The organism is Providencia sp. UF-224 (assembly GCF_058245955.1).
Map to the genome: position 1 here is coordinate 42,771 of NZ_JBSICC010000012.1, position 26,660 is coordinate 69,430.

Below are 26,660 nucleotides of genomic sequence, written 5' to 3' on the forward strand. Positions count from 1 at the left end.
TATGATCCGTTCATTATGGATTGCAAAAACGGGGCTTGATGCTCAACAAACTAACTTAGACGTTATTTCCAATAACTTGGCAAACGTTAGCACCAATGGTTTTAAACGCCAACGTGCGGTTTTTGAAGATTTAATGTACCAAAACATTCGCCAGCCGGGTGCGATGAGCTCAGAGCAAACATCATTGCCATCAGGGCTACAGCTGGGGACAGGGGCACGCCCCGTCGCGACGATGCGAATTCATGGTCAAGGCGCATTGAATAAAACGGGTACCACCACGGATATCGCGATTAAAGGCCAAGGTTTTTTACATGTGCAAATGCCTGACGGTACTGACGCTTATACCCGTGATGGCGCCTTACAGCCTAACCAAGATGGCCAGTTAGTCACCTCCAGCGGCTATCAAATCGTCCCTGCGATCACCATCCCAGATAATGCCAACAGTTTAACGATTGGGCGTGATGGTACGGTATCTGTCACCGTTTATGGCGATAGCCAACCACAGCAAATCGGCCAAATTACACTGACCACCTTCATCAACGATGCAGGCTTGGAAAGTATGGGGGAAAACCTCTATATGGAAACCGCGAGCTCAGGTGCGCCGAATGAAAGTGCCCCGGGAACCAACGGTGCCGGTCTGCTTTATCAAAATATGCTAGAAACCTCGAACGTGAACGTCGCCGAAGAGTTGGTCAATATGATCCAAACTCAGCGTGCTTACGAAATTAACAGTAAGGCTGTTTCGGCATCAGACCAAATGCTACAGCGTTTAACGCAACTGTAATTGGTTTTGTATCGGCGCTCATCGGGTTTGTTGTGAGCGCCCTATGAAAGACATCTCTTTGGGATGAAACAACGTACACAGCAGCAAAAGAGTAGCATAATGATTGAAAGCGGCCTTATTTCCCAACAGCAAAAAACAGCGTTGCAGATGCGTTTTACTGCACCTAAACAGGTATGGTTACTTGCCGTTTTGGTTTTAGCCACCAGCGGTTGTGCTCACATTCCATCTCGTCCGTTAGTGGATACACAAACGACAGCTATTCCTTCTGCCCCGACAGCACCGTCACCGAACGGCTCTATCTTCCAAAGTGCGCAGCCCGCTTATTACGGCTATCAACCCCTTTTTGAAGATAGGCGACCGCGCAATATTGGCGATATTTTGACCATTAATTTGCAGGAAAACGTCAGTGCCAGCAAAAATTCCTCTGCCAATGCAAATCGTAGCGGCAAAACCGGTTTCCTCGCCGCGATATTGCCCGGCTTTATGCAAGGGTGGATTGGTGGCAATAACACTGAATTGGATATCAAAGGAAACAGTGACTTTAGTGGTAAAGGTGGCGCAAACGCCAATAACACCTTTAAGGGAACGATTACGGTGACCGTCGACCAATTACTGGCGAACGGCAATTTGCATGTGGTGGGTGAAAAACGCATCGCCATTAACCAAGGCACAGAATCTATTCGTTTTTCGGGGGTCGTCAACCCACGAACTATCGGCTCAGACAACCATGTGAGCTCCACACAAGTGGCAGATGCTCGCATTGAATATGTTGGCGATGGGTATATTAACGAATCGCAAAATATGGGCTGGCTACAACGCTTTTTCTTAAATGTTTCGCCTTATTAATTAAACATTAGCGAGTAACGGCCGAGAGAATTCAATGAAAAACAACGTATTAATTTTGCTATCACTGTTTTGCCTTTTTACCTTTTCGGCGCACAGTGAGCGTATTAAAGACTTAACTACTGTTCAAGGTGTGCGTGATAACGCCTTGATTGGTTACGGTTTAGTGGTGGGCTTAGATGGCACGGGTGACCAAACTATGCAAACGCCGTTTACCACGCAAAGTTTGAACAACATGCTGTCCCAGATGGGGATCACCGTTCCACCGGGCACCAATATGCAGCTCAAAAACGTGGCCGCGGTGATGGTTACGGCAAAACTGCCGCCTTTTGCACGTACAGGGCAATCGGTGGATATCGTGGTCTCCTCCATGGGGAACGCCAAAAGCTTACGTGGCGGCACGCTCTTAATGACGCCATTAAAAGGCGTCGATGGGCAAATCTATGCCATGGCACAGGGCAACATCTTAGTGGGTGGCGCAGGTGCGAGTGGTGGTGGCAGTAGCATCAAAGTCAACCAACTGAATGGTGGGCGCATTACTGGCGGGGCAACCATTGAACGGGAACTGCCAAGTAGTTTTGGCCAAAGTGGCGCCATTAACCTGCAATTAAACGAAGATAGCTTCACATTGGCGCAAGATATCGCGGATGCAGTCAATCGAATGGGCGGAATGGGAACGGCTAGCGCGTTGGATTCCCGTACAGTGCAATTATTAGTGCCAGCCAATAACCGCGACCAAGTCCGTTTCCTCGCGCGAGTCCAAGAATTGAATGTTCGCACCCCAATGGCTGAAGCGAAAGTGATATTAAATTCACGGACAGGCTCGGTGGTGATCAACCGTAGTGTGACACTGGAAAGCTGCGCGGTGGCGCATGGCAGTTTGGCTGTCACAGTGGAAAGACAAACCCAAGTTAGCCAGCCAGATACGCCATTTGCGGGCGGGCAAACCGTGGTAACCCGTAACACCAGTGTTGGCGTACAAGACCGTGGCGGCGCATTGCAAAAAGTGAATGCCAGCGTACAACTCAATCAAGTGATCCAAGCCTTGAATACATTAGGGGCAACACCAAACGACTTAATGTCGATTTTGCAAGCGATGGAAAGCGCAGGTTGCTTACGTGCGAAATTGGAGATTATCTAATGGGTGATATGCAGCTATTGCAAGGTGCGGCGTTCGATTTACAGTCACTGAGTCAGTTAAAGGGCGAGTTGAATAAAAACACAGAGCAAGGGCTGCGCCAAGTCACGCAGCAATTGGAAGCAACATTTGTCCAAATGATGCTAAAAAGCATGCGTGACGCACTCCCGCAGGATGGGTTGTTTTCCAATGATCAAACGCGCATGTTGACCAGTATGTATGACCAACAAATCGCCCAAGACCTCTCCCAAAAAGGGTTAGGTTTTGGGGAGATGATGTACCAACAACTGACCCGCGACCAACACACGTCAAGCGCCCCAAATTCCAACAGCTTACTGCCGTTTGATGAAAAAACGGTGCAATCCTTGCCGCCATTTAATATGGAACAGATGATGCGCCATTTTGCTCCGATGGGGGACGCGCTTTCTGCACCCTTGCAAAAAATCAAAGCGTTATCACTCAACAGCAGCAACTTTATCAGCCGTTTACTTGAACCAGCCAAAGCGGCGAGCAAAGACAGTGGCATTTCCCATTTTCTGGTATTAGCGCAAGCGGCGCTAGAAAGCGGCTGGGGGCAACGTGAAATTTTAAAAATGGATGGAAAAACCAGCCATAACTTATTTGGGATTAAAGCGGGGAAAAGCTGGCAGGGGCCCGTCACCAATATTATGACGACGGAAGTGATCAACGGCCAAACGGTTAAAATGCGCGATGATTTTCGTGTGTATGGCTCCTATGAAGAAGCCATCGCAGATTACATCAGTTTATTGACGGATAACCCGCGTTATAAAGACGTCAAAAAAGCGCCAACCCCTGAGATTGCGGCTCGCCGTTTACACCAAGCAGGTTATGCCACCGACCCGGGGTATTCTGACAAATTAATTACATTAATTAACCAGATACGAGGCCACCAATCTGCGGCGAATACCTCCGCATCACGGGCGGTGCAGGCCTATACCATCGACTTAAACGATATTTTCTAAAAACACGGAATTTATACGAGTTAGGGCTAAATAATTACGCCGATTTTCCGATAACTAAACATGCTCTAAATAATTTGAGTTGCTATCGCCGACATTGTGTCAGCCAATGAACGCGATACGCACCCAGAACAGGAAAGCTTATGCTGAACAATGTAATGAATAATGCGCTCAGTGGTGTGAACGCTGCACAAGGCGGGTTAAGTGTGATTTCTAACAACTTAGCCAACGCAGGTGTAGGGTATTATCACCGCCAAAGTGCTGTTTTCGGGGAGAATCCCGGTACGATGACACCGAGTGGCTATTTTGGTAACGGCACTTATTTCAGCCATGTTCGCCGTGAGTTTGATGAATTTATCAATGCGCAGTACAGCCAAGCTCGTGCTCGCAGTGGTGACTACGAAGCGTACGTTAAGAACTGTAATAAAGTCGATGATTTGCTAACTAATGATATCGAAGATATTTCCAGCAATATTGGCAGCTTCTTTACCTCATTGGATGCGGCGACGAGCGATGCCAGCGATAAAACATTAATTGATGTTTTCCTTGGCAACTCCAATGCACTGGTAAGTCAATTTAAAGAAGCGGACAGACGCCTGCAAGAAATGGAACGAGATGTTAATCGCCAAATCGAAAACAAGGTGAAAGACATCAATATCTACGCTGAAAAAATTGCCGGTTTAAACCAGCAGATTTCCCGCGTACGTTCTGTCAGTGGCTCTGAACCGAATGATTTACTCGATGTGCGCGACCGTTTAGTTAACGAGGTCAACTCGTTAATTGGCGTTAAAGTGATTGAGCAAAACGGCAACTATAACGTCACGTTTGCCAATGGCTTACCGTTAGTCACAGGCGAAAAAGCGAACCGTTTAGAAGCCGTTCCATCCTCAAAAGATGACATCCGCTTTAGCGTTGGTTTCGTTGGTGCAAATGGCCAAGCCCGTGAAATTCCAGATGAATCTTTCCGTGGTGGCGAGCTAAGCGGTATTTTGCGTTCACGCCAAGAGGTTATCGACCCTGCGTATCAAAAACTCAATAAGCTTGCACTGGTTTTTGCCACCAAATTCAATGAAGTCCACAGCAAAGGCTATGATGCCAGCGGTACAACGGGTGAGAACTTCTTTGAAATCGGTAAAGGCAATGTGGTGAGCAATACCCACAATACAGGCAAAGCCGATTTTGACTTGAAATACAGTGATGTTTCCAAAGTCACAGGCAGTAATTATGAAATTCGCTTTGGTGATGACGGCTGGAATGTGACGCGTTTACCCGAAGGCACGAAAGTGGCTTTAGACGACGACTCAACAGCAACCATGCTGAAATTTGATGGTATCGAAATCAACATCAGCAATAGCAGCGCACAAAAAGGCGATTCATTCCTCGCAAAACCTGTGAATGGCGTGATTAATGGCATGCAAACGCTGATTAATGATGCAAGCAAATTTGCTGGCGCAGGCAGTAAAGACAGTGGCCCAGGTGATAACGAAAACATCAAAGAACTCGTCAAATTACAAGACCAAAAACTGATTGATGGCGGCTCAACGTTTTCTGACTTCTACGCGACACTCGTCAATGATGTAGGAAGCAAAACCAAGCAAGCGCAGATTGACGCTGAAACGCAAAACAAAATGACCGAGAGCTTCTATGAGCAAGAGCAAGCTATCTCTGGTGTGAATATGAACGAAGAAAGTATTCAAATGCAGAAAATCACTCAGTTTTTCAACGCCAATGCACAAGTGTTGAAAACCGTGGACGATTTGTTTAATGCGCTGATGCGTGCGTTCTAAGTTTTAGCGACATAATAAGGATTTAGCGATGCGTTTAAGCACAAATATGATTTACCACCAACGCTTACAGGATATGAATAATTCCCAAGCGCGTTGGATGGAAGCAGGTAGCCAATTAGCGTCAGGTAAGCGCGTGGCCAAACCGTCGGATGACCCGCAAGCGTCATCCCAAGCGGTGCGAATTAACCAAGCAGAAACCCGCAACCAGCAATACGTTGCTACCCGTGGATTTGCGAAAACGGGTATGACATTGCAAATGAGTATTTTGACTCAAATGACGGATGTCACCACGCAAATTGATACCACGATTATTCAGGCCTCTAACCAAGGTGGTTTGAGTGATAAAGACCGCAATACTCTCGCTGAGCAATTAACCGGTTTAAAAGAGCAGCTAGTCGCGCTGGGTAACTCCACCGACGGTAATGGCCGCTATATTTTTGCGGGTTTTAAATCGGATAAACCGCCTTTTGAAATTAACGCAGATGGTGATGTGCTCTATCACGGTGGTGATAAAGCGGTGATGCAAAATGTCTCCAGCGACCGTGAAATGACGACCTATTTTACGGGTGCTCAGGTATTTGATACAGACAGCAGCAATGTAGTCAATGTTTTCAAAGCATTGAATGCCGGTATCGCTGCCCTGAAAATCCCACAGCAAGACGCGCCTCAAGCAGATTTAGACCGCGCTCAAGCAGGGATGGATGAAGCAAACCGCGGCATTAAAACAGCTCTCGACCAAATTTCCAATATTGAAGCGAAACAAGGTTTACAGCTGCAAGAAATTGATAAATTGGATTTCTTAGCGGACACGCGTTCGATTCAAAATGCTGCTCGTAAAAGTGAGTTACTTGAGACCAATTGGACAGGTACCACAACGGACTATTATAAAGAAAAAGCGATGTTTGAAGCTTCACAAAGTATTTTTAAAGATTTAAACAGCATGTCGTTATTCGGTAGTCGTTAATCATCTCAATATTGAGTTCTACTCAACCGCGCTTTGCCGTCATTGGAGCGCGGTTTTTTGTTTTTTGGGCTTTCCTCAACGAATGTGAAAACTAAGTTGTGCTATCCTAAATTTACCCTTTATTTTTTGCTCTTTAAAAATACAAGTTAAAACAGCATGTTATGAATTCGATATAAAAAGAAGGTATTTCTCTGTTTTTATCGATAAAGGTTTGTTGTGATTCGCTTTAGTTCTGATATTTTATAGTTCACTGCCGTACAGGCAGCTTAGAAATCAGAACATTCAATATGAGCAATTCAAGCTTTGTTCACTGCCGCATAGGCAGCTCAGCCCTACGGCTTAGAAGGGCGTTGCTTACCATAAAATCTATTCACCTCATCCTATTCACTGATCAATTATTAACTTCACCTATCAATAATTGATATTTATTGAAGTGAATTTCTTGATTAGGTTAGTGATGTATTTAACACGAAATACATCTTGTCACTATCTCGTAATAGCTTAGAAATGAAACAAGATACGGGTATTTATCACTGCCATGCAGGCAGCTTCAACTACAGCAACAACCCTGAAACAAGAAACGGGTTTTAACAGTTTAATAAGGGGGAATTATATGGAAATCATCATCAATTTTTCTTGGTTTACGTTAATTATCAGGTTCAAAAAAGGGTTCTGATAATGCGTGAATAGGTCATTAACCAAATATCAATACTCAAACAAACAAATTAAACATCAGTGAAAGTTGCTCGAACGCTTGGTGAATAAGGCGTTCGGTATAACGGGGGAGGATGGAGATAATTAACCCTAACATGCTGATACCGATGGTCAAGGTGAGCGGGAAACCAACCACGAAAACAGACAGTTGTGGGGTCATACGGTTGAGAATACCCAGCGCGAGGTTGAGGATCAAAAACAGGGTGATAAAGGGCAGGGCTAACATTAACCCATTAATAAATATAGTGTTTGCAAATTGTGCAAATACCCAAAAACCGTCGCGGTTAAGGGGATTGGTTTGAATGGGGATCAGCTCAAATGAGTTCACGACAATATAAATCAGCCATAAATGCCCATCAAAGGCGAGAAACAACAAAATCGTGATCACATTGAAAATACGCCCTAAAATTGGCATGTTTGGGCCACCGGTTGGGTCAAAAAAGGTGGCGAACGATAACCCCATCTGTAAACCAATTACTTCCCCCGCATGACGAACGGCGGCAAATGCCATTTGCATCGTTAGGCCCATTGCGACACCTATCACCATTTGTTGCACAATTACCCATAAGCCCATTGCTGAAAATAATGGAATATTCACGACGGGAAGTTGCGGGGAAACAATTAACACGACAAAAAAGGCGAGGGCAACGCGAACTTTGGTAATGGACTGTTTTTCATTGAAAAAAGGCGCTGTACCCAGCAGCGCTAAGAGGCGTATAAACGGGTAAAAACCTTGGCTGAGCCAAAGGGTCAGGGTTTCGCTGGTAATGGTTAACATCGTTAGCCAATCATAAAGGGTAAATTACTGAGCAACGTACGCATGTAATCAATCAATAGATTGAGCATCCATGGGCCAGCAATAATGATCACCGAAATTACCGACAAAATTTTGGGGATAAAAGATAACGTCATCTCGTTAACTTGGGTCGCGGCTTGTAGCAAGCTGATAATCAAACCCGCTGCGAGGGCGGCAAGTAATAGCGGCGCTGCTAGCATCAACGCAATTTTCATCGCTTCTGTTCCCATCGCCATTACGGATTCAGGTGTCATAATTGCTCCTAATTAAAAAAGCTTTGCGATAATGAGCCAAGCAATAATTGCCAGCCATCGACGAGAACAAATAACATCAGCTTAAATGGCAATGAAACCGTTGCGGGGGGAACCATCATCATCCCCAATGCCATCAATACGCTGGCGACCACTAAGTCAATGATCAAAAACGGAATAAAAATCGTAAAGCCAATCTGAAAGGCAGTTTTTAGCTCACTGGTAATAAACGCTGGGACTAAAATGCGCAGCGGCACGTCTTTGGCTTCTTGGATATCGCCCACTTTGGCGATACGGGCGAATAAGGCAAGGTCAGATTCACGGGTTTGCCCTAACATAAAGGTACGCAGTGGCGCAGTGCCTTTTTCCAGCGCCGTTTCAAGGCTGATCTTATCTTCGCTAAAGGGTTGATACGCTTCACGATAGACTTGGTCTGCCACAGGGGACATTACGAAAAACGTTAAAAACAGCGCTAAGCCAAGTAACACTTGGTTAGGTGGGGCCGATGGTGTCCCTAATGCGTTTCGCAGTAGCCCCAGCACGATAATGATGCGCGTAAAGCTGGTCATCATTAACAGTAAAGCGGGAATAAAGCCTAATAGCGTTAAAAACAGTAAAGTTTGGACAGGTAATGACCAAGTTTGCCCGCCATCCGCCAAACTGTGGCTGATAACCGCGGGTAATGCTGCAAAAGCAGTATTAGGTAAAGCAAACAGAAGCGCAGCAACGAACAGCGAGTTTTTTACAGGTAACATGCGAGCTTCCGGCTACTTATACAAAGGAGTCACTGACGCCGCAAGGTTCGCAGCATCTTGTTTTTTCTTGAAAACAGATTGGAATGTCAGTGGCTCATTGGTTGAAACGGGCAAATGTTCAGTTTGTGCAGGGTATTGATGCAGCACATTGATACTTTGCGCTGTCACCCCGAGAACTAAACATTCGTTATTCACTTCGACCACCACAACCCGTTCTTTATTGCCTAACGAGCAACTGCTTTTGACTTTCACCAGTGAGTCTTTGCCAAATTTCTTCGGCGCGAACCCTAGCTTTTTCACCAACCAAGCACCAGCTAGGATCAGCAAAATAATACCGCCGAGCGAACCTGAAATTTGCACCAAGCTATCGTTTTGGTTAATGGCGGGTGCATTTGGTTCACTGTGCGCAATCGTATTGGATAAAAATGGCGCCGTTTGCGCTGGCGTCACTGGCTCGATTTGCGAAAACATCGTCATTGGCAATTGCCCTTGTATCTTAACGGCTTAAGCGGCGCATACGTTCTGATGGCGTAATGATGTCAGTAATTCGAATACCGTAATTATCTGAAACCACGACCACTTCACCCTGCGCAATTAAATAACCGTTGATTAAAATATCCAGTGGCTCGCCCGCTAAACCGTCTAAAGACACCACGGAACCTTGGGATAAACTCAGCAGCTTTTTAATGGTCATTTTTGTGCGACCCAGTTCAACCGATAGGCGAACGGGAATATCCATAATCATGTCGATATCGGATAACTGATTTAATGGGTTTTGCCCATCAAAGTTATCAAAGGCCTGTGCACCAGCAGAGGCGGATTCCGCTTTTTTTTGCTGTTCTAACGCTTCAGCCCACAGGTCTTCACTGTCGTGATTGGTTGATGCATCAGGAGAGTTCTTCGCCTCACTCATTGGTACTTTCCTCATCTAGAGTGTTTAAAACAGGGTTAATCAAATGTTCTACACGCAACGCATATTGGCCATTTTGGGTGCCGTATTGACTGGTTAAGACCGGCACGCCATCAACATTCACCATCAGGCGGTCTGGCTTCTCAATAGGGATGACATCCCCTTTTTGCAGTTGCAGTAAGCGAGAAATTCGCATTGGAATGTCAACAAAGTTGGCAACCAACTCAAGTTCAGAACGTTTAACTTGGGTCACAAGGTTAGAGACCCACGCTTCATTTTCCTGATGCCCTTGTTCCACTGGTGGGTTGATTAAACGCTCACGCAACGGCTCAATCATGGCAATAGGGATACAAATACTGAATTCACCCACTGTGTTACCAATCTCAACTAAAAACGGGGTCGTGACGACAATGTCGTTTGGCGAGGTGGTGATATTGGTAAATTTAACTTGTACTTCGGAGCGCACATATTCCACTTCGATATCGGCAATGGGCTTCCATGCATCACGGTAAGCGCCCAGTGCTAATTTCAACATGCGATTAATAATGCGCTGTTCGGTATTGGTAAACTCTTTACCTTCTTGGCGAACAGGGAAACGGCCATCGCCACCAAATAAGTTATCAACGGCGATATACACTAACGCAGGTTCGAAGGTAAATAGTGCCGTGCCTCGCAATGGCGGCATGTGGATCAGGTTTAAGTTTGTTGGCACCGGTAAGTTACGAGCAAATTCATGATAAGGCTCGATTTTAATGCCACCGACGGTGATGTCGGGGCTACGGCGCAACATGTTAAACAGCCCCATGCGGAACTGACGGGCGAAACGCTCATTAATGATTTCAAGGGACTGCATGCGCTCACGAATAACCCGACGTTGGGTATTCGGGTCGTAAGGGCGGACATGGTCTTTCCCTTGCATTTCAGGTGCAGGCGTATTGCTTGATGGCGCATCATCATTAAGAAGCGCATCAATTTCAGCCTGAGATAAAATATTATCGCTCATGAATATTACCGCAGAATAAAAGTCGTAAATAACACATCGGAAATATCCTGATCGGTATCGCCGGGGATCAGGGTTGGGGTGAGTGTTTGCTTAATTTCTTTCATTAGCTGCAACTTACCATCATGATTTTCAATGTTTTTGGCTTTTTGCTCTGATAAAAGTAGCAGTAAGCGACTGCGAACTTCAGGAAGGTATTCATGAAGTTGCTTGCGAGATTTTTCGTTCGCAAGGCGCAATGTCACGTGGATATAGAGCACGCGGTCAGGGCCGTCAACGCCAGCCAAGTTCACCGTAAACGGCTCTAATTCCATAAAGATGGGTTGAGGCATATTTGGGCGCTTTTCTTCTTCACTCAGCGCTTGAGGGCCTTGCTGTGTCGTCCACCAGGTGTACCCACCAAAACCAGCACCCGCGAGGGCAACAAGGGCGAACAGAATGAGCAACCCTTTATTCGAACGTTTAGATTCTTTGCGTGACGACATGTTAGCTGAATTCCTGTTTCTTGGATGCTAAACCCAAATGGGTTTTTTTCTTTATGATCTCTAGCATTATGGCTTGCTTGTTGAGAGTTAAAGGAGTGAAAAACGAAACAAAAAGGCGGTAACTCGGCGCTTTAGTTGTGAAATCACCGCATTTTGTTTATTAATTATGCAAAGGTACTAATACCACCTTGGCGAACTTGGGTGGTTTTCGCAGAAACAGTGGCATTGGCCTCACTGATACCAACCACGCCGACCGACGGATGTGTTGCTTGAATTTGCCCATCGTGTTGCTGTTGTGAGCCTTGTTGTGAACCATCAGAATGCTGGTTTAAGTTCTCCTGCCCCACAGAGCCTTGTGCCAAATGAATGCCACTTTCTTGCAGTGCACTGCGTAGCACTGGCATCATCGATTCCATCGCTGCGCGAACATGGCTGTGAGGCGACACAAAGTGCATTACTGCTTGGTTGTCTTCAATGCGTAAATGCACATTGAGCGAACCTAGCTCTTCAGGATGTAAACGAATTTGTGCTTGGGAAACCCCTTGGCGTGAGAAAAACAGCATGTGCTGGCTTAACTGCTGTTGCCATGCTTCACTGCCTAATTGGCTGGTTAAATGCTGGGTGGGGACTGCGGTTGGCGCATTCATCGTTGCCGCTTGAACTGTTGAGGCCGTTGGCATCATACTGATTGGCTGCGCGGAGGTATGCTGCGAGGCACTGGTGGTAAATGCTCCAGTGTCCGTTTGCAAGGTAAACGCGCCTTTTGCCGTTTGGTTTAACGTTTCGTTCGCCAGCGTTTGCACGTTCGTCAGGGCGTCTTTGTCGCTGACTTTTTTGTTCAACGGCATAAAGTCCTGAGTCAGGTTTTTCCCACGGACATCACGTTGGTTATCAAGTGCAAAAAGCGGTTGGTCGCGGCGCTCTTCTTTTTCGTTCTTAATCACGGTGCCTAAAGCAGGGGCTTCGTCTTCACCGGCTAATTGTAATTGGGAACCTTCGAGGTGCTTGCCGTCATCAGGTAGCACTTCATGAGTACCTTGGTTAAGTTGCTGCATACGTTGGGTAAATGCCCCAAGCGTGGGATGCGCTTCTGGCGCTGCCAACGGTTTACCCGTTAATTGGGGTTGATTGCTTAATGATTGTTTTAAGTTATTGAGCCAAGATTGTTCATTGGCTTCTTTGCCCGTTAATAAATCGGTATTCAATGCGGTTTGTACGCTATCTGGGCGCAAATTACGGCTAAAATTCAACTGTTCGATGGTGTTTTCAGCACTTTTTTGCACGCCACTGGTGGGCTCAGCGGCTTTTTCATTCCCCCCAGCCAGCTTGTTATCAACAATCTCTTTATTGACTGATTTTTCGTCAATAGGTGAGGTCGCCGTGCTTTCTTTAGGCGTAGGCTGCTGGTTATCCAGCACTGCTTGAAAAGGCAGGGCTGGGGCTTGGTCTTCATCAATGCGTGATCCATGTTGCTGCGCGTTACTGTTTTTGGCAGGCGCAGGTGTTGGCACGCTGTTAGCGTTGATGTCCATCTATTGTGGTCTCCGTAAAGTCGCGCGTTGAGCAAATTCATCCATTTGCTTTTGCTCTAAGCGATTTTGACGTTGGTATTCAGTGTGTTCAGCGCGTTGAATTAAGGTATCGAATGCATTGACGCGTTGCTGTTTTTCTTGCCAATGGCGGTTGGCATCGTTAACTCGTTGTTCCCATACATTAAGTTGTTGCTGTTGTTGTTCGATGGTCAGTTCTAATGTGACCAAAAACTGTTGGTAATTCTGCCACTTATCCGATGCCATACCGCTGTGTAGCGTTTGGTTTAGTTTCTGTCGGTATTCAGATTGGTAGTTTTCCAACATGCTCAGTTGTTGCGCCATTTGCGTGTGTGTTTGGCGCACTTGAGCTAACACTTTTGCGGCCTCTTCAGAGGCTTCCTCAGCTAAACTGAGCAAAGTTGCCAACGCATTGTTTTTGGCCATTTATCCCCTCATTACTCGTTGGGAACAACATGCATGAGTTGTTCGCAAGCAGTTTGATAGTCACAACGCTCATCAATATCTTGCTGCAAAAATTTCGACATCCGTGGGTAATACTGAATAGCAGTATCCAACATAGGGTCGCTCCCCATGGCATACGCCCCCACGTTGATTAAATCGCGGTTACGCTGGTAGCTTGATGTTAATTGTTTAAACCGCTGAATCTTCCGATAGTGTTCCTTCGGAATTAATTCGGTCATCGCACGGCTTATAGAGGCTTCGACATCAATAGCAGGGTAGTGCCCAGACTCGGCTAAAGAGCGCGAAAGCACAATGTGCCCATCAAGAATAGCGCGAGCAGAGTCTGCAATAGGGTCTTGCTGGTCATCCCCTTCAGTTAATACCGTGTAAAACGCGGTGATCGAGCCGCCATTTTTACCGTTACCCGCACGTTCAACGAGCGCAGGTAATTTAGCGAAAACAGACGGTGGGTAGCCTTTTGTTGCAGGGGGCTCACCTACAGCAAGGGCAATCTCACGTTGTGCCATACTATAACGGGTGAGTGAGTCCATAATCAGCAATACGCTAAGGCCTTGGTCGCGAAAGTACTCGGCAATACGCGTAGCATAAGAGGCACCTTGCATACGCAAAAGCGGAGAAACATCCGCAGGTGCGGCAACCACAACTGCGCGTTTTAAGCCTTCTGCGCCTAAAATATTTTCGATAAAGTCTTTAACTTCACGTCCCCGTTCACCAATTAAGCCAACCACGATAATATCGGCTTGCGTAAACCGCGCCATCATACCCAACAGCACACTTTTCCCCACACCAGAACCTGCAAACAGGCCCATACGCTGCCCGCGCCCAACGGTGAGTAAGGCATTAATTGCGCGAACACCGACATCCAGCACGCTGCTAATTGGCGTGCGTTCTAGCGGGTTGATCGGTGGCGTGATGAGCGGTGCTCGGGTTTTCACTTCTAAAGGGCCTTTACCATCAAGGGGCGTGCCTTGGGCATCCAATACGCGGCCCAGCAATTCATTACCAATCGGTAGTAAGCGGCTGGTTTGGCCATCGTCACCCGTTGATTGCGCATACACACGGGCACCGGGAGCAATCCCTTCGAGATCGGCGAGTGGCATCAGGAGCATGCGTGGGCCGTTAAACCCCACCACTTCGCAAACCACTTCATCCGTGCCGCCATTAATGGAACGCTCAATAAAACAGGTCGCACCGAGAGGCATTTTTATCCCCTCGGCTTCCATAACTAACCCCGTAATTTTGGTTAAACGGCCATAACGGCGCACCATCGGGATCCCTTTCATTCGCGATCCTAAATCGTCAAGCGAGGCAATCCAGCGTCCCAAACGTGCGGTCATGAAAGGCTCTCCGGTGCGTATAAACGACACAATTCTTGCCAACGTGTCGCAACAGTCATATCGATTTCACCGTCTTCGGCGACCACACGGCAACCACCCAAGTGAAGTTTCGGATCAGCCACTAAGCGCCAGCCATGCAGGCTGAGTAACGAGCCAAGGTGTTGCTCAATTAACTCAACGTGATTCGGGTTGACGTGTAACTCAGGCTGCCCAGTGAAAATGGGCTTTTGCTGTAAGAGATTACTGATCTCTTCGAGTAGGGCGGTACCGTCACATACTGTAGACTGCCCAAGCACTTGCTTAGCCGCCGTTAAGGCAATCTGTAATAATTTGGTGGTTACCACAGTATCGAAGGTATCGAGGGAGTAATTAAACTCCGACAATAATTTCTGCCACGTTTCAATAACGGGTTGCTGTAAAGCGAGTGCTTGCTCACGCCCTTGCTCTTCGCCCGCCCGTAAGCCTTGCTCAAACCCGGCTTGATAACCGTCTTTTTGGCCTTTTTCATGACCTTGTTGATACCCAGTACGCTGGGCATCTTCTTTAATGTTATCGAGCAGGTTTATTTGCTCTAACACTTCTTTGGGCTCAAGGCACGGCACTTTGGGTGCATCGGGCTCTGGGACGTCACTTAATGATGGAATAGCGGATGAGTTCAGCTCCCATTGATTAAGTTCACGTAATTTCCAAGGCTGCCATTGGTCATGAGCCGGTTTTGTTTTAGACATACACGTCGTCTCCACCACCGATGGCGATTTCGCCTTTCTCGACTAAGCGGCGAACAACCAGCAGGATAGCTTTTTGTTCGTTTTCCACTTGAGACATACGCACTGGCGAGCGCGATTCCAAATCGTCGCGAACAATTTCTGCCGCACGTGCTGCCATATTGTTGAGGAAGTGGTCGCGCAGAGCTTGGTTGCTGCCTTTGAGGGCAATAACCAGCGAGTCGGTAGACACTTCTTGCAAAATACGTTGAATACTGCGGTTGTCCACCTCGATAAGGTTTTCGAACAGGAACATTTCATCAATGATGCGCTGCGCCAATTCACCGTCGTAATCACGCATCGCATCGATAACGCTTTCCTCTTGCTGGCTCTTCATCAGGTTGATAATTTCTGCCGCAGTTCTTATGCCACCCATTTTGCTGCGTTTGAGGTTTTGGCCATCCAGCAAATTGTTTAACACTTCGGTTAGTTCGGCGAGTGCCGCAGGCTGTACGCCACCGAATGTCGCGATACGCAGCATAATGTCGTTGCGTTGACGCTCTTCGAACAGTTCCAACACATCGGCTGCAAGGTTGCGTTTTAAGTGAACCAAAATGGTGGCGATAATCTGTGGATGTTCATCACGGATAATATCGGCAACGGTTTGTGGCTCCATGTAGTTGAGGCTTTCGATACCTGAGGTAGTCTCTTGTTTTTCAAAGATATCCTCAAGCAGACTTGCCGCACGCTCTTCACCCAGCGCTTTAATAAGAACAGAGCGCAGGTAGTCATTGGTATTAATGTTCAGCGCCGCAAATTGAATTGCCGACTCTTCAAACTCGGTGAGAACTTCCGCCAGTTCGTTATTGGAGATCTGGCGCATGTTAGACACCGCCATACTCAGTTGCTGAACTTCTTTTGGATTCAGGTGCTTAAACACTTCTGCCGCCTGATCTTCGCCGAGTGTCATTAACATCACGGCGCTTTTTTCTGTTCCACTTAAACTCATTACGCTTTTCCTAACCACTGACGGATAACCATTGCCACGATTTGTGGGTCTTTTTCAGCCATTTCGCGAATACGTTGACTTTGAATTTCAGCGCTAACACGTTGACGAGTCAGACGGCGGCGAGTTTGCTCATCCATGTCTTCGTTAATTTCTTCATCCACCACAAGTGGTGTTTTCATCTGAGTTGCCACAAACATTTCGGCATCCGTTTGCGCTTGCTGCGTTTTACGGTATTTAACCCATTGTGGTTTGATACCAAAACGCCACATAAACCAAGCAATTAGGGCAATCAGCAGAATTTTGCCGTAATCCAGTAACTGAGCGATAAACTGCGGGCTCTCCAGTAACGACGGTTCAACTTCAATTGGCGTATCATTCGTAAATAACGAGTTGGTTATATTTAACGAGTCACCACGCGCGGTGGAGTAGCCCATGGCTTCACGGGTTAACGCTTCAATTTGCTGCATCATTTCCGGTGGCAACGGCTTCATTTCTGCGCCGTTTTCACCTTCTTGTGAATGGTAATTGACGATAACTGCGACCGAGAGCCTATCAACTACGCCAATTTGCCGTTGAGTGTGACTAATTTTGCGATCCACCTCGTAATTGGTGGTTTCATCGCTTTGCGAGTTAGTCGTGTTATTGCGGTTATTGGTGGTTTGCTGTGCGTCTTTATTATCTTTATTCGTTTCAATTGGCGCATTTGGTGCGCTAACAGGTTGGTTTGATAACGCACCCGGCACGCCACCTGTTCCGCCATTGTTATTTTGCATACTTTGGCTGTTTTGGCGGGAACGAATAGCGGCGCTATCTGCTGTTTGGTTCGGTTTATATTCTTCCGAAGTTTGTTCAACCTTGGAGAAATCCATTTGCGCGGTGACTTGTGCATGAATATTGGCACGGCCCACTAATGGGGAAAGAATATCTTCAATGCGCTGTTTAAGATGGGATTCCATCTCTTTGGTCATTTTAATTTGCGCACTGTTGGCGGATTGTTGACTGTTATCGTTATTGGTGAGTAAGCGACCCGCTTGGTCAACAATAATGACATTCGTCGCCGTCAGGCCTGTGACACTGCTCGACACCATATGGACGATGGCACTAATTTGCCCTTCATCAAGCATTCTGCCCGGCAATAAGCCCACCGTGACTGATGCAGTCGGCAATTTTTGCTCACGCACAAACAAAGTCGGTTTAGGGATAGCTAAATGTACCCGAGCGCTTTGTACAGGGCTGAGTGACTCAATCGTGCGCGATAACTCACCTTCCAGTGCGCGCTGGTAGTTAATTTGCTCACTAAATTGGCTAATACCAAACTGTTCTTTATCTAACAGCTCGAAACCCGTGTTACCCCCTTTGGGTAAGCCTGACTGAGCCAGTTTTAAGCGCAACTCATGCACTTTATCGGCTGGAACTAAAATGGCGCTACCATTATCAGCGATTTGATAAGGAACGTTCATCTGCGTTAGCTGACCAACAATGTCCCCACCATCCTTAGCACTTAGGTTGCTAAGCAGGACACGGTAGTCGGGGCTACGTAACCAGAGAAGGAGGGCAACGATAATTGCGACGGCAGCAGCAGCTGCAATCATTAACGGTATTTTAGGATCGGCTTTAATGCGGTCAACCATTGAGGCAAACCCTTTTTTAGCCTCTCCTGTGTCTTTAGATGCGGCACTCATAAATATTCCCTGCTTGGCAGACTACTAGACGGATGAAAATACTTTTGGTGAAACAATGTTATTTCCCTCTTCGTAACGTCACTTTTTCACTTTGCTATTATTTCTTGTCTTGGGGCAATCTAATGACGGAATCAGCCTATAATTTTGGTGTTATTTATCGGCTTCAAGTTGAAAAGGGTGTGATAGGGTAAGCTCGACGAATGAATTAGCGGTACATATTCACTATATTGAAAAGAGAGCATCATGACAGTTCAAGCCATTGAAGGGGTTATTTCACAATTAAATGTGGTGGCGACACAAGCGACTAACCCAATAAAACCTGCTATCGAGCCTGTAGGCTTTGCGGATCATCTTGTTGCATCCGTTAACCAAATCAATAAAACGCGTAATGACTCGGCGAAGCAAATTGAAAATTTCACCCTTGGGAAGCAGGATATCTCCCTAAATGATGTGATGGTGGATATGCAAAAAGCCAGTTTAAGCCTGCAAATGGGGATTCAAGTCCGTAATAAGTTAGTGGCGGCATATCAAGAAATTATGTCAATGCCAGTGTGATATGGTTATCTGTTTGAATTAAAACGAGTATTGTTAATTTCAATTCCATTTGGGGACACATAGGGGACATTGTTACTCAATCTTTGGTTTAATAAAGAAATTTGGTCTTGATCGTTCTCAGGCATCCAAGCGCCATAAACATCATGAACCCATAGATGCGAAGGACACATAAAATATTTTCATCTAATCACGAGAGCTTTATTTAAATAAATGCAGAATTAATTCGAGTTTTACATAAGTAAGCTAATTAATTGTAAATATCAACAAATAGGTGAGAGTTGAGAATAAAAATACCCCAGTTCAGGGGTAAAATAAAACGAAGCAATAGTTTGAATACACTATCAGCATGGATGATTAGCCAATTTTCACATGAATTAAGTGTAAGAAAAAACGGAAAAGAAAATACGAATATGAGGCATTGCTGGTCTAGAGCTCTATGCTAAAAATAGTCATACAGCAATTACTTTCACAAAGAATACTGAGGCGACAAAGAGTATAAGCACAAAAGATGCTGAGGTGATAAGTAGCCATTTTTTCTTGAAAAAACTCTCGACTAAACGCTCTGTTTCGCTAGGCGGCTCTGGTTTTATTTCTTCACGACTTTCTACTTTATTTTTAGTGGTGTCTTGTTGGATAGTTGCCTTAGCTTCAACGCTTAACATCATTATCGCTAACCACACGAGGAATACAACCGCTGAAATTATCATGATAGTAGCAACCCACAAAAAGATCTCAACAATAGCCATATACTGCTCCATAGAAATTTAGAAAATTTAGGTTAAGTTAGTTTAATGTGGTTTAAATTGCAATCATATTAAGTATGTCGCGCAGTAGACTTTATTTTGAGAAAGTGAATGGGGATGAATTAAATTACTGGGGGCTAGTGGTGGATGGCATAATGACTTAGTTAAGAAGTTGCCGTGGACTGACGCTGCATTGAAAGTCGTACTGGTAATGACAATAGAAACAATAAAGCTAACACCAGAGGAAGCAGAGGGGCAGAACATTATTGTTGTAGTTGGCCCATTCGCTAGACCATACAGAGAAATAATGGCAATAGCTGAAGAGTATGGTGAAAGGGAAATCCCTAAATCAATACGCGATATGCCATTAGATATTAAATTGGTAACAAGAATTCATAATGACCCGCCTAGTGCGGGTTTTTTATGGTATGAGCATGGTGTTAGCGCTCATCTCTTTTTTGTTCAATATTTCAATGTTAATAATGAATTTAAAAATAAAACCATGACCTGAAGTGACTCCACTTCGGCAGGTTTTTTGTTTGCCTGGACTTAGCATCTATCCTAGTATTTACGTACTTAACTAAAATATGGTGATGAAAAAGGGATTGGTGGTTTTACTATTAGGCTTAGTTTCGATTGGCTCATTTGCTAGCACTGCAAACATTGGTACTAATGAGCGACCTGAAATTACAGAAGATGATGTGGTTCCAGACATGGCTGCGCGACTCAATAATTTTAAATCGCTCATATGTGATGACATTAAGGATGGTGTTAGAAATCGTAGCTGTAAAAGAATGGTTGATGATGTTGCGGCAATTGCCTACTTTCAAGGTGAGGCTAGCATGGGTTGTAAGTTAAAAGCGGATGATTCTGAGTTTAAGAAGGTTCCAAAGATGGATGAATTCTGTGACAAGGCTCAGAATCTAATCAGCAATCTAAGCCCTAATGTGTATTAGCTCAAACTTAACCAGACACAGTTATAGCGCAGAGTTAAATCTAACCTGACAGGCCGCTCAGTGCCAAGAGCGGATGTTACCACTTCTGATGCATTTCTATCCTATTGCACGCGCATTCAGTGCTCATAAAAGAAAGTAATACCCATGCTTTCAGACTGAATGAACAACCGCACTATGCCATACGATACCCATGGCTTTATAATAACAACTGTCTGACATAGAATATGTCGAATTTAAGAGTGTAATATCATGACGTCCACCGAAGAAATCCGCTTTGCTGAGTGGCAAATCTGGCCTCAACTTAGAATTCTGCTGCACCGTGGAAAACCGGTAAAAATATCCGGCAGAGCTTTTGATGTGCTGGTTGTTTTGGTGAATGCAAAAGGCCAGGTGGTGAGTAAAGACTCTCTGCTTGTTCAGGTATGGGGCAATGAAATCGTTGAAGAAAATAATCTCCAGGCTCAGATTTCAGCGATTCGCCGTGTGCTTGGTCAAGATCGTCATTTACTCGTGACCGAATTTGGTTCTGGATATCGCTTTAATTGCACATCCAAACCGCCGATGATGTCTTCAGAACCCACAAGATTAACACTAGTTACTTTCCCTTTTCTTACATCTATTTTAGGTCGTGACCAGGCCGTGCTAGATATCTGCGCCTTAATACGTCAGCATCCACTAGTCACCATTACTGGTCTTGGCGGAGTGGGTAAGACTCGTCTCGCTTGGGAAGTCATTAACCTTCTTCAGACGCAATATCCAGATGGCATTTGTGTGGCTGAATTGGCACATATCACCGATGTCTCCAGCCTTTTCTCTGTTTTCTCGCAGGCGTTGCATCTGCCGCTGACTGCTGTTCATAACAGTCATGATTTATCTCATCAACTTGCCCGACGTCGGTGTCTGTTGATGATTGATAATGGTGAGCATGTCATTAACGAATTAAAACCCATAATTGCCATGCTTCTGAATGCAGCGCCTCATATAACAATACTGTTAACCAGTCAGGTGGCAGTCGAGCTCGCAGGTGAGCAACAATATCGGCTCCCCCCTCTCAAGGTTCCGGAGAAAGCGGGGACAGATGTTCAACTGCTACAGACATTTCCCAGCGTTCGCCTGTTTATTGAGCGAGGCCGTGATCGATATTTTGACTTCCACCCTTCAGATAATGAATTGTCCTTGGTAGGTGAATTATGTCGCCATCTCGACGGACTACCTCTGGCAATTGAACTTGCAGCCTCTCGTTTACCTATTATGAGCGTCAGCGAGATTTATCATTGTCTAGAGGATCGGTTCCAACTCCTGAGTAATATGCAGAACGCTCGGGTATCCCGACATCAAAAAATTAAGACTACCCTGGAGTGGACTTACCAATTACTCAATCCACGAGAACAGAAATTATTCTGCTCTTTAGGGATCTTCACCGATATGTTCACAGTGAACGCTGTAACTGAATTTTTGCAGCCCCCTGAAGATACGAGATGGCAGATAGTAGACGATCTGCAACGATTGCTTTCTCTGTCAATGATTCAGGTCAGCACTCAAGTGCCCGTAACCCGTTTTCGCTTACTGGAAACCCTGCGTCAGTTCGCTTGCGATAAACTCAGGCAGCAAGGAGAATACTCAAGGCTTTCATCCCGGTTTGCTGACTATTACCACCGTCAGGTAGAGCAGGCTCGGCTTGACTGGAACAGGATGCCAACGGAGCATTGGCGAGAACGCTATGGCTCGATCCTTAATGATTTACGCAGTGTTTTGCAGCGGACATTAACTGAGGGGGTAGACCCGGTTAAAGGGCTTGAGATCGTACAAGCTATGACGCCGTTCTGGATTGAATATTCACTTTATAATGAATGTCAGCGTCATATTTCTCCTTTGCTTAGTAAAGTACGTTCACAAGTGCTTTTAACATTGCGTCAGAGAATGAATCTCAGCGCAGCAGCAGGAAAAGCGTCAACCTGGGCAAAAGGCCCTATCCCAGAGACATGTTCCTCTTGGCAAACAGCATTAATGCTTGCAAATCAACTAGACGACAACGAGATTCGCTTACAGGCCCATTACGGGTTATGGTTGTATTATTTGAGAATCGGTAAACTGGATATATCGTTTCATCATGCGCAGTCTATGTGTACACTCGCGAGTTCGATTGATGATACCGTCGCACTTGCTACGGGGTTACGAATTGTAGGTGTATCTTACCATTTTTTAGGTCAGCATATCCTCGGTAGTGATTATCTGAAGCAATCTCTGAATCGGTTTGCCTTGGAAGATTCAGACCGTTCTTTCCGTTTTGGGCTCGACCAGGAGACTGCGGGTGAGGCATTTTTATCCCGTGTACTATGGGTACAGGGAGAGTATAAGGCTGCGAAACGGATGGCATGGAGTGCAGTGAAAAAAGCTGCGCGTTTGCAACATATCTGCTCACTTTGTTGTGCACTGGCCGAAGGTGCCTGCATGACAGCAGCGTTGGATCGTAACCCACGCTGGGTGATAAAGGCCTCTGACTGGCTTATTTCGTTAGCAGAAAAGCATGATCTTTATTTCTGGAAAACCTACGGTGAGTTGTTTCTCAGATGGGCGGAGCAGATCACCAACCCTGAAGTCAGGCAAACCAAGCTGTTTAATTCGCTACAAGCAATGGGGTTAGACTGGCAATATTCACCTTTACTGTCAGAAATGGACGCTGGACTCTCACAAAAAAAACCACACGACAACTGGTGTACCCCAGAACTAATGCGTCTGTCCGCCATGCATTTACCGGCGTGCTCTCAGCGTAAACAACTGGAACAGGCACTTGTAAAAGCACGTAAACAAGAGGCTTATGGCTGGGAATTGCGCATTGCGTGCTCACTGGCAAGACTTCAGGCTGAAACCGGAGACGGCGTGATGGCAAAACAGTTATTAATAGATGCTTTAAGCCATATCGATGGTTCTCAGAATTCTACAGATATCAGAAATGCGCTGGAGCTATGTGCCCGTCTAGGGGGATGAATAGTTACGTTTGACAGCAATTAACATGCCTAGCACCACTAGCCCACCACCTACAGAAACAATCAAAGTCCAGTTGTGTGTCGTCTGCCACAACCAAGTGGCGGTCAATGAGCCACAAGCTCCACCAATAAACATTACGCACATAAAAAGGGTATTCAGACGGTTTCTGGCATCTGGACGCAAATTATAAATGGTATGTTGATTAGCAATCAGTACACATTGTTCGCCTGCATCCAGCAGCAAAATACCAACCACCATACCTGTCATACTGTCCCAGCTCCACAAAACAATCCAGGCAAGCAGCATTAGTATTACGCCCAGGATAACCATTCTGAAGGGGCCCTGACGATCACTGAAATTTCCCGCTAAAGGTGCGCACAGTATCCCTATTAACCCGAGCGCTGCCAGGGAACCAGTTACCCCAGCACCGTAATGGTAGCGGTAGGCTAACCAAAAAGGAAGTACCGTCCATAGCACGCTGAAGGAAGCAAATAACAGAGCCTGAGTCAGTGTGGCAACCCTCACCTGAAGCTCACTTCGCCATAATTCACCTAATGAACGGAGTACCGCCAGGTAGTTAAACTTATGGGGTGGTAACGATTGTACTGGCAAAACCCGGACTATGAAAAAAATTGCCAGTAATGTCATTATTGCGCCAGATAAGAATACTCCTCGCCAGTCGAAATACTGGCCTATAAGCCCACCAATAGCCCGACCAGCCAGAATCCCTGCCAGAACACCACTCATTACAGTGCCCACTGTTTTGCCTCGCGACGCACTCCCCGAAAGAGATGCCGCAAGTGGCACTATCTGTTGAGCGACCGTTGCGGCCATACCTGTTAAGAATGAGAAGAAAACCAGTACCGAGGCCGTTGGAGATAGCATCATGCCGAGCAGTGCCACAAACAAGACCTGTGCCTGACGTAGGATAAGGCGTTGGCGTTCAATATAATCGCCAAGCGGGATCAGCAAGAATAAGCCTGCCGCATACCCCAACTGAGTGGACATGGGGATCAACGATACCGCTTTCCATTCTGAGGGAAAAGAGACTGCAATCAGATTCAAAACTGACTGATTAAAATAAATATTAGCGACAACAATACAGCAAATAATTGCCAGTATCAGAATCCTGACTGAAGATAGCTCGTTGTTATCAGTACGCATATTCACACCTCATTCTTGACTCAAGGTTGGCGACTATACACAGTATCGATTCTCGATTCTTTGGCTACTTTTTTCAGACGTCTGAATTCTGAACCACAAGCTTCTGAAGCAGCAAGTTGCTACTAATAATGTTCATATTAATTACTGAGCGAGATGTAAGGAGCTGAAAATGGATTTAAAACTGGCTGGAAAAGTGGCCTTGGTAACGGGCGCACGAACTGGTATTGGTTTCAGTATTTGCGAAGAGTTGGCCTCGAATGGTGTGCACCTAGTCATGGTTGCAAGGCAAGAAGCGGAGTTAATTCTTGCTGCGCAAAAAATTGAAAATAAATACAGCGTGAAAGCTCTGCCTGTTGCTGGTGATGTGACAGATAAGAAACTGCCGGAACAGGTTGTTAAGCAGGCTGAAAGTGTTTTTCAACATATTGATTTACTTGTAAACAATGCAGGCAGAGCACATGCGGGGACTCTTCTGACCACTTCAGAAGAAGACTGGCTCTCAATGACGGAGACAAAACTCTCCGCAATGCGACGCTTTTGTAAGGCAGTTATTCCCGGCATGCAGGTCCGAAAATGGGGACGCATTGTAAATATTTCATCTATCGGAGGTATTTACCCAAACCCGCAACTAACTGTTTCGCACACCCTGAGTGCTGCAATCAACAATTTGACCCGCAGCCTGGCATTGAGCGTCGCACCGGACGGTATACTGGTTAATGCTGTCGGTGTAGGTGCTGTAGCAACGGATAACTGGGCGCAGAATATGCTGCCAAATGTTCGTAATCGCCGTCCTGAGCTAGCCGACAAAACAGACGAGGAAGTTATGATATTACTGGGAAAAGAGAAAACACCAGTAGGGCGTTTTGGATTGCCAGAAGATATTGCAGCAATCACTGCATTTTTTCTTTCTGACCGTAATCAGTTTGTTACCGGTCAGACAATTGAGGCATCTGGTGGCGCAGATAGATTTATGTGATTCTCGTCGGCCACGTCCACTTCTCGCTCAAAGCGAACACTCTCTTTTAAGTCTCATGATGCCGAGCGTTTACTCTGCCAGTTCATCTACTGGCTCTAGTCTATTCACATTTATCCACCCATGCGCATCACCATATCCAACTAATAGCCAGCCATTATTATCCCCATCAACTGGTTTTGTCGCTCTCATTCCATTGACTTGAAGAATATCGCCGGGCACTACAAACCAATTATTGTGTCGGCATTGCTCTGTCGGAGCTGCGTGAAAATAGGCTCTCCCTTTCCCTACCACACGCCATTTGGGTGATTGTGCGATGAAAGCTTCTAACCGAAGAGTGTCCAAAACTTGATGGCATTTTTCCTCTTTTTTGAGGCATGACTGCAACTTCTGCCCTTGGGCAGCACTGAACGTCAAGGCTTCATCAGTGCTTATCTCACGTAATTGGTTCTTTTCCAGATCGTATGAAACCCACCCCAACATGCCTGCACCAGGGGATTCATTGGATGGTTTTTGGTTTTTATTAGAGAGCTGAATTATCAGTTCGTCTCCCTCACGCCTATCGATGAAAAGATCAAGCTTATCTGTAGTGACACGTTCCGTTCGAATTAATGTATGGTTACTACTGGCAATTAACTTAATTAACTCTTGGCGACAATCAAACAATTCTCCTGAATAGGAGGCGGCCATAGTGCCATCGTCATCAACATCATCAATTGCCATTGATGGAAAAGACGCTAGGCTAAGATTGATGCAAATAATTGAAGCTAGAAAACGCATACAAATTCCTTGTTTGCTTACTAAAAAACCTGCGTTAATTAATTCGTTATATTAATATTGAACTACCACTTTTTAAATGATTAATGTGGTAATTGTAAGCAGCTCAGCTACTAATTAGACATAAAAATCTTTAAAATACAGTTGATTATCTGTGAATTGTAGTCGGTGATGCATTGGAGATTTCTGAGTCAATTGAAGTATAAATCTATCAGGGCTGTTTATCAGCCTTGTGCCAAGAGCAGACATTTTTATACGAGTGAATTTAATTATAATTACTTAAAGTTGGAGTAGCTTGTTTAGTGACTAATGCAACCGCTTCTTGCTTAAACTCAGTAGTATAAATTCTG

Annotated in this window: 27 protein-coding genes; 11 read left to right on the forward strand and 16 right to left on the reverse strand. The window is 45.6% G+C overall.

The window, feature by feature from the left end; all coding sequences use genetic code 11:
• Position 1 precedes the first annotated feature (1 nt).
• From flgG to flgL, 6 genes are all read left to right on the forward strand, one after another.
• The gene (gene flgG / locus AC4IFO_RS13075; RefSeq protein WP_206083850.1) at positions 2-784 is read left to right on the forward strand and encodes a flagellar basal-body rod protein FlgG; all 783 of its coding nucleotides are present in this window, start codon (positions 2-4) and stop codon (positions 782-784) included.
• 147 nt (positions 785-931) lie between these two features.
• A complete protein-coding gene (locus AC4IFO_RS13080; RefSeq protein ID WP_374445395.1) occupies positions 932-1,630 on the forward strand; it encodes a flagellar basal body L-ring protein FlgH in 699 nt (232 codons plus the stop codon).
• Between the two features lie 34 nt (positions 1,631-1,664).
• A complete protein-coding gene (locus tag AC4IFO_RS13085) occupies positions 1,665-2,768 on the forward strand; it encodes a flagellar basal body P-ring protein FlgI (protein WP_219249072.1) in 1,104 nt (367 codons plus the stop codon).
• The gene (gene flgJ, locus AC4IFO_RS13090; RefSeq protein WP_490734954.1) at positions 2,768-3,748 is read left to right on the forward strand and encodes a flagellar assembly peptidoglycan hydrolase FlgJ; all 981 of its coding nucleotides are present in this window, start codon (positions 2,768-2,770) and stop codon (positions 3,746-3,748) included. Before AC4IFO_RS13085 ends, flgJ begins: the two co-directional genes overlap by 1 nt.
• Positions 3,749-3,888: 140 nt before the next feature.
• Complete coding sequence (flgK, locus tag AC4IFO_RS13095) at positions 3,889-5,532, forward strand: flagellar hook-associated protein FlgK (RefSeq protein ID WP_490734956.1); 1,644 nt, start codon at positions 3,889-3,891, stop codon at positions 5,530-5,532.
• Positions 5,533-5,560: 28 nt separating this feature from the next.
• Positions 5,561-6,496, forward strand: a complete 936-nt coding sequence (flgL, locus tag AC4IFO_RS13100) for a flagellar hook-associated protein FlgL (RefSeq protein WP_490734958.1) — start codon at positions 5,561-5,563, stop codon at positions 6,494-6,496.
• 712 nt (positions 6,497-7,208) lie between these two features.
• On the opposite strand, the gene fliR is transcribed toward flgL, so the two are convergent.
• The 13 genes from fliR to fliF form a co-directional block, all read right to left on the reverse strand.
• The gene (gene fliR, locus AC4IFO_RS13105; protein WP_219249054.1) at positions 7,209-7,988 is read right to left on the reverse strand and encodes a flagellar biosynthetic protein FliR; all 780 of its coding nucleotides are present in this window, start codon (positions 7,986-7,988) and stop codon (positions 7,209-7,211) included.
• Between the two features lie 2 nt (positions 7,989-7,990).
• On the reverse strand, positions 7,991-8,260 hold the full coding sequence (fliQ, locus tag AC4IFO_RS13110; protein ID WP_219249052.1) for a flagellar biosynthesis protein FliQ: 270 nt from the start codon (positions 8,258-8,260) through the stop codon (positions 7,991-7,993).
• An 8-nt stretch (positions 8,261-8,268) separates the two neighbouring features.
• On the reverse strand, positions 8,269-9,012 hold the full coding sequence (gene fliP, locus AC4IFO_RS13115; protein WP_490734961.1) for a flagellar type III secretion system pore protein FliP: 744 nt from the start codon (positions 9,010-9,012) through the stop codon (positions 8,269-8,271).
• Between the two features lie 12 nt (positions 9,013-9,024).
• Complete coding sequence (gene fliO, locus AC4IFO_RS13120; RefSeq protein WP_275076071.1) at positions 9,025-9,489, reverse strand: flagellar biosynthetic protein FliO; 465 nt, start codon at positions 9,487-9,489, stop codon at positions 9,025-9,027.
• Positions 9,490-9,508: 19 nt separating this feature from the next.
• Positions 9,509-9,925, reverse strand: coding sequence for a flagellar motor switch protein FliN (gene fliN, locus AC4IFO_RS13125; RefSeq protein WP_004255621.1), 417 nt, complete (start codon positions 9,923-9,925; stop codon positions 9,509-9,511).
• Complete coding sequence (gene fliM, locus AC4IFO_RS13130; RefSeq protein WP_206083866.1) at positions 9,918-10,925, reverse strand: flagellar motor switch protein FliM; 1,008 nt, start codon at positions 10,923-10,925, stop codon at positions 9,918-9,920. The genes fliN and fliM overlap by 8 nt, the downstream gene beginning before the upstream one ends.
• A 5-nt stretch (positions 10,926-10,930) precedes the next feature.
• Positions 10,931-11,407, reverse strand: coding sequence for a flagellar basal body-associated protein FliL (fliL, locus tag AC4IFO_RS13135; RefSeq protein WP_219249045.1), 477 nt, complete (start codon positions 11,405-11,407; stop codon positions 10,931-10,933).
• A 164-nt stretch (positions 11,408-11,571) separates the two neighbouring features.
• Positions 11,572-12,939 (reverse strand): flagellar hook-length control protein FliK, encoded by a 1,368-nt coding sequence (locus AC4IFO_RS13140; RefSeq protein ID WP_490734964.1) that lies wholly within the window; start codon positions 12,937-12,939, stop codon positions 11,572-11,574.
• Positions 12,940-13,383, reverse strand: coding sequence for a flagellar export protein FliJ (gene fliJ / locus AC4IFO_RS13145; protein WP_490734966.1), 444 nt, complete (start codon positions 13,381-13,383; stop codon positions 12,940-12,942).
• A gap of 11 nt (positions 13,384-13,394) precedes the next feature.
• The gene (gene fliI / locus AC4IFO_RS13150) at positions 13,395-14,759 is read right to left on the reverse strand and encodes a flagellar protein export ATPase FliI (RefSeq protein ID WP_219249039.1); all 1,365 of its coding nucleotides are present in this window, start codon (positions 14,757-14,759) and stop codon (positions 13,395-13,397) included.
• Positions 14,756-15,487, reverse strand: coding sequence for a flagellar assembly protein FliH (fliH, locus tag AC4IFO_RS13155; RefSeq protein ID WP_490734968.1), 732 nt, complete (start codon positions 15,485-15,487; stop codon positions 14,756-14,758). Before fliH ends, fliI begins: the two co-directional genes overlap by 4 nt.
• Positions 15,480-16,472: a flagellar motor switch protein FliG gene (gene fliG / locus AC4IFO_RS13160; protein ID WP_219249482.1), complete on the reverse strand. Its 993-nt coding sequence runs from the start codon at positions 16,470-16,472 to the stop codon at positions 15,480-15,482. The genes fliH and fliG overlap by 8 nt, the downstream gene beginning before the upstream one ends.
• The gene (gene fliF, locus AC4IFO_RS13165) at positions 16,472-18,154 is read right to left on the reverse strand and encodes a flagellar basal-body MS-ring/collar protein FliF (protein ID WP_219249035.1); all 1,683 of its coding nucleotides are present in this window, start codon (positions 18,152-18,154) and stop codon (positions 16,472-16,474) included. The genes fliG and fliF overlap by 1 nt, the downstream gene beginning before the upstream one ends.
• Positions 18,155-18,397: 243 nt before the next feature.
• Here fliF and fliE point away from each other — a divergent pair, with 243 nt between their 5' ends.
• On the forward strand, positions 18,398-18,709 hold the full coding sequence (gene fliE, locus AC4IFO_RS13170; protein WP_004909916.1) for a flagellar hook-basal body complex protein FliE: 312 nt from the start codon (positions 18,398-18,400) through the stop codon (positions 18,707-18,709).
• Between the two features lie 449 nt (positions 18,710-19,158).
• Here fliE and AC4IFO_RS13175 read toward each other — a convergent pair whose 3' ends face one another.
• Positions 19,159-19,455 carry a hypothetical protein gene (locus AC4IFO_RS13175; protein WP_490734971.1) on the reverse strand — a complete coding sequence of 99 codons (297 nt, stop codon included), beginning with the start codon at positions 19,453-19,455 and terminating at the stop codon, positions 19,159-19,161.
• 208 nt (positions 19,456-19,663) lie between these two features.
• Between AC4IFO_RS13175 and AC4IFO_RS13180 the strand changes: the two genes are divergently transcribed.
• The 3 genes from AC4IFO_RS13180 (at position 19,664) to AC4IFO_RS13190 (ending at position 23,396) form a co-directional block, all read left to right on the forward strand.
• Complete coding sequence (locus tag AC4IFO_RS13180) at positions 19,664-19,963, forward strand: hypothetical protein (protein WP_490734973.1); 300 nt, start codon at positions 19,664-19,666, stop codon at positions 19,961-19,963.
• Between the two features lie 82 nt (positions 19,964-20,045).
• Positions 20,046-20,408, forward strand: coding sequence for a hypothetical protein (locus AC4IFO_RS13185; protein WP_490734975.1), 363 nt, complete (start codon positions 20,046-20,048; stop codon positions 20,406-20,408).
• 249 nt (positions 20,409-20,657) lie between these two features.
• Positions 20,658-23,396 carry an ATP-binding protein gene (locus tag AC4IFO_RS13190; RefSeq protein WP_490734977.1) on the forward strand — a complete coding sequence of 913 codons (2,739 nt, stop codon included), beginning with the start codon at positions 20,658-20,660 and terminating at the stop codon, positions 23,394-23,396.
• Here the strand turns inward: AC4IFO_RS13190 and AC4IFO_RS13195 are convergent.
• Positions 23,385-24,560 (reverse strand): MFS transporter, encoded by a 1,176-nt coding sequence (locus tag AC4IFO_RS13195; RefSeq protein WP_490734979.1) that lies wholly within the window; start codon positions 24,558-24,560, stop codon positions 23,385-23,387. The two genes, AC4IFO_RS13190 and AC4IFO_RS13195, sit on opposite strands and share 12 nt — an antisense overlap.
• Positions 24,561-24,729: 169 nt before the next feature.
• Here AC4IFO_RS13195 and AC4IFO_RS13200 point away from each other — a divergent pair, with 169 nt between their 5' ends.
• Positions 24,730-25,536: an SDR family NAD(P)-dependent oxidoreductase gene (locus AC4IFO_RS13200; protein ID WP_490734981.1), complete on the forward strand. Its 807-nt coding sequence runs from the start codon at positions 24,730-24,732 to the stop codon at positions 25,534-25,536.
• A gap of 69 nt (positions 25,537-25,605) precedes the next feature.
• Here AC4IFO_RS13200 and AC4IFO_RS13205 read toward each other — a convergent pair whose 3' ends face one another.
• Positions 25,606-26,313, reverse strand: coding sequence for a hypothetical protein (locus tag AC4IFO_RS13205; protein WP_490734983.1), 708 nt, complete (start codon positions 26,311-26,313; stop codon positions 25,606-25,608).
• Between the last annotated feature and the right edge of the window lie 347 nt (positions 26,314-26,660).

Coding starts and splice junctions, on each gene's coding strand:
- fliI (WP_219249039.1), bottom strand. CDS start 14,759: ATGACCGCACGTTTGGGACGCTGGATTGCCTCGCTTGACGATTTAGGA.
- flgL (WP_490734958.1), top strand. CDS start 5,561: ATGCGTTTAAGCACAAATATGATTTACCACCAACGCTTACAGGATATG.
- fliE (WP_004909916.1), top strand. CDS start 18,398: ATGACAGTTCAAGCCATTGAAGGGGTTATTTCACAATTAAATGTGGTG.
- fliJ (WP_490734966.1), bottom strand. CDS start 13,383: ATGGCCAAAAACAATGCGTTGGCAACTTTGCTCAGTTTAGCTGAGGAA.
- fliO (WP_275076071.1), bottom strand. CDS start 9,489: ATGACGATGTTTTCGCAAATCGAGCCAGTGACGCCAGCGCAAACGGCG.
- fliG (WP_219249482.1), bottom strand. CDS start 16,472: ATGAGTTTAAGTGGAACAGAAAAAAGCGCCGTGATGTTAATGACACTC.
- fliR (WP_219249054.1), bottom strand. CDS start 7,988: ATGTTAACCATTACCAGCGAAACCCTGACCCTTTGGCTCAGCCAAGGT.
- AC4IFO_RS13140 (WP_490734964.1), bottom strand. CDS start 12,939: ATGGACATCAACGCTAACAGCGTGCCAACACCTGCGCCTGCCAAAAAC.
- AC4IFO_RS13080 (WP_374445395.1), top strand. CDS start 932: ATGCGTTTTACTGCACCTAAACAGGTATGGTTACTTGCCGTTTTGGTT.
- flgJ (WP_490734954.1), top strand. CDS start 2,768: ATGGGTGATATGCAGCTATTGCAAGGTGCGGCGTTCGATTTACAGTCA.
- AC4IFO_RS13190 (WP_490734977.1), top strand. CDS start 20,658: ATGACGTCCACCGAAGAAATCCGCTTTGCTGAGTGGCAAATCTGGCCT.
- flgG (WP_206083850.1), top strand. CDS start 2: ATGATCCGTTCATTATGGATTGCAAAAACGGGGCTTGATGCTCAACAA.
- fliL (WP_219249045.1), bottom strand. CDS start 11,407: ATGTCGTCACGCAAAGAATCTAAACGTTCGAATAAAGGGTTGCTCATT.
- fliF (WP_219249035.1), bottom strand. CDS start 18,154: ATGAGTGCCGCATCTAAAGACACAGGAGAGGCTAAAAAAGGGTTTGCC.
- fliH (WP_490734968.1), bottom strand. CDS start 15,487: ATGTCTAAAACAAAACCGGCTCATGACCAATGGCAGCCTTGGAAATTA.
- AC4IFO_RS13085 (WP_219249072.1), top strand. CDS start 1,665: ATGAAAAACAACGTATTAATTTTGCTATCACTGTTTTGCCTTTTTACC.
- flgK (WP_490734956.1), top strand. CDS start 3,889: ATGCTGAACAATGTAATGAATAATGCGCTCAGTGGTGTGAACGCTGCA.
- fliQ (WP_219249052.1), bottom strand. CDS start 8,260: ATGACACCTGAATCCGTAATGGCGATGGGAACAGAAGCGATGAAAATT.
- AC4IFO_RS13200 (WP_490734981.1), top strand. CDS start 24,730: ATGGATTTAAAACTGGCTGGAAAAGTGGCCTTGGTAACGGGCGCACGA.
- AC4IFO_RS13185 (WP_490734975.1), top strand. CDS start 20,046: ATGAAAAAGGGATTGGTGGTTTTACTATTAGGCTTAGTTTCGATTGGC.
- AC4IFO_RS13195 (WP_490734979.1), bottom strand. CDS start 24,560: ATGCGTACTGATAACAACGAGCTATCTTCAGTCAGGATTCTGATACTG.
- AC4IFO_RS13175 (WP_490734971.1), bottom strand. CDS start 19,455: ATGGCTATTGTTGAGATCTTTTTGTGGGTTGCTACTATCATGATAATT.
- AC4IFO_RS13205 (WP_490734983.1), bottom strand. CDS start 26,313: ATGCGTTTTCTAGCTTCAATTATTTGCATCAATCTTAGCCTAGCGTCT.
- fliM (WP_206083866.1), bottom strand. CDS start 10,925: ATGAGCGATAATATTTTATCTCAGGCTGAAATTGATGCGCTTCTTAAT.
- AC4IFO_RS13180 (WP_490734973.1), top strand. CDS start 19,664: ATGACAATAGAAACAATAAAGCTAACACCAGAGGAAGCAGAGGGGCAG.
- fliP (WP_490734961.1), bottom strand. CDS start 9,012: ATGTTACCTGTAAAAAACTCGCTGTTCGTTGCTGCGCTTCTGTTTGCT.
- fliN (WP_004255621.1), bottom strand. CDS start 9,925: ATGAGTGAGGCGAAGAACTCTCCTGATGCATCAACCAATCACGACAGT.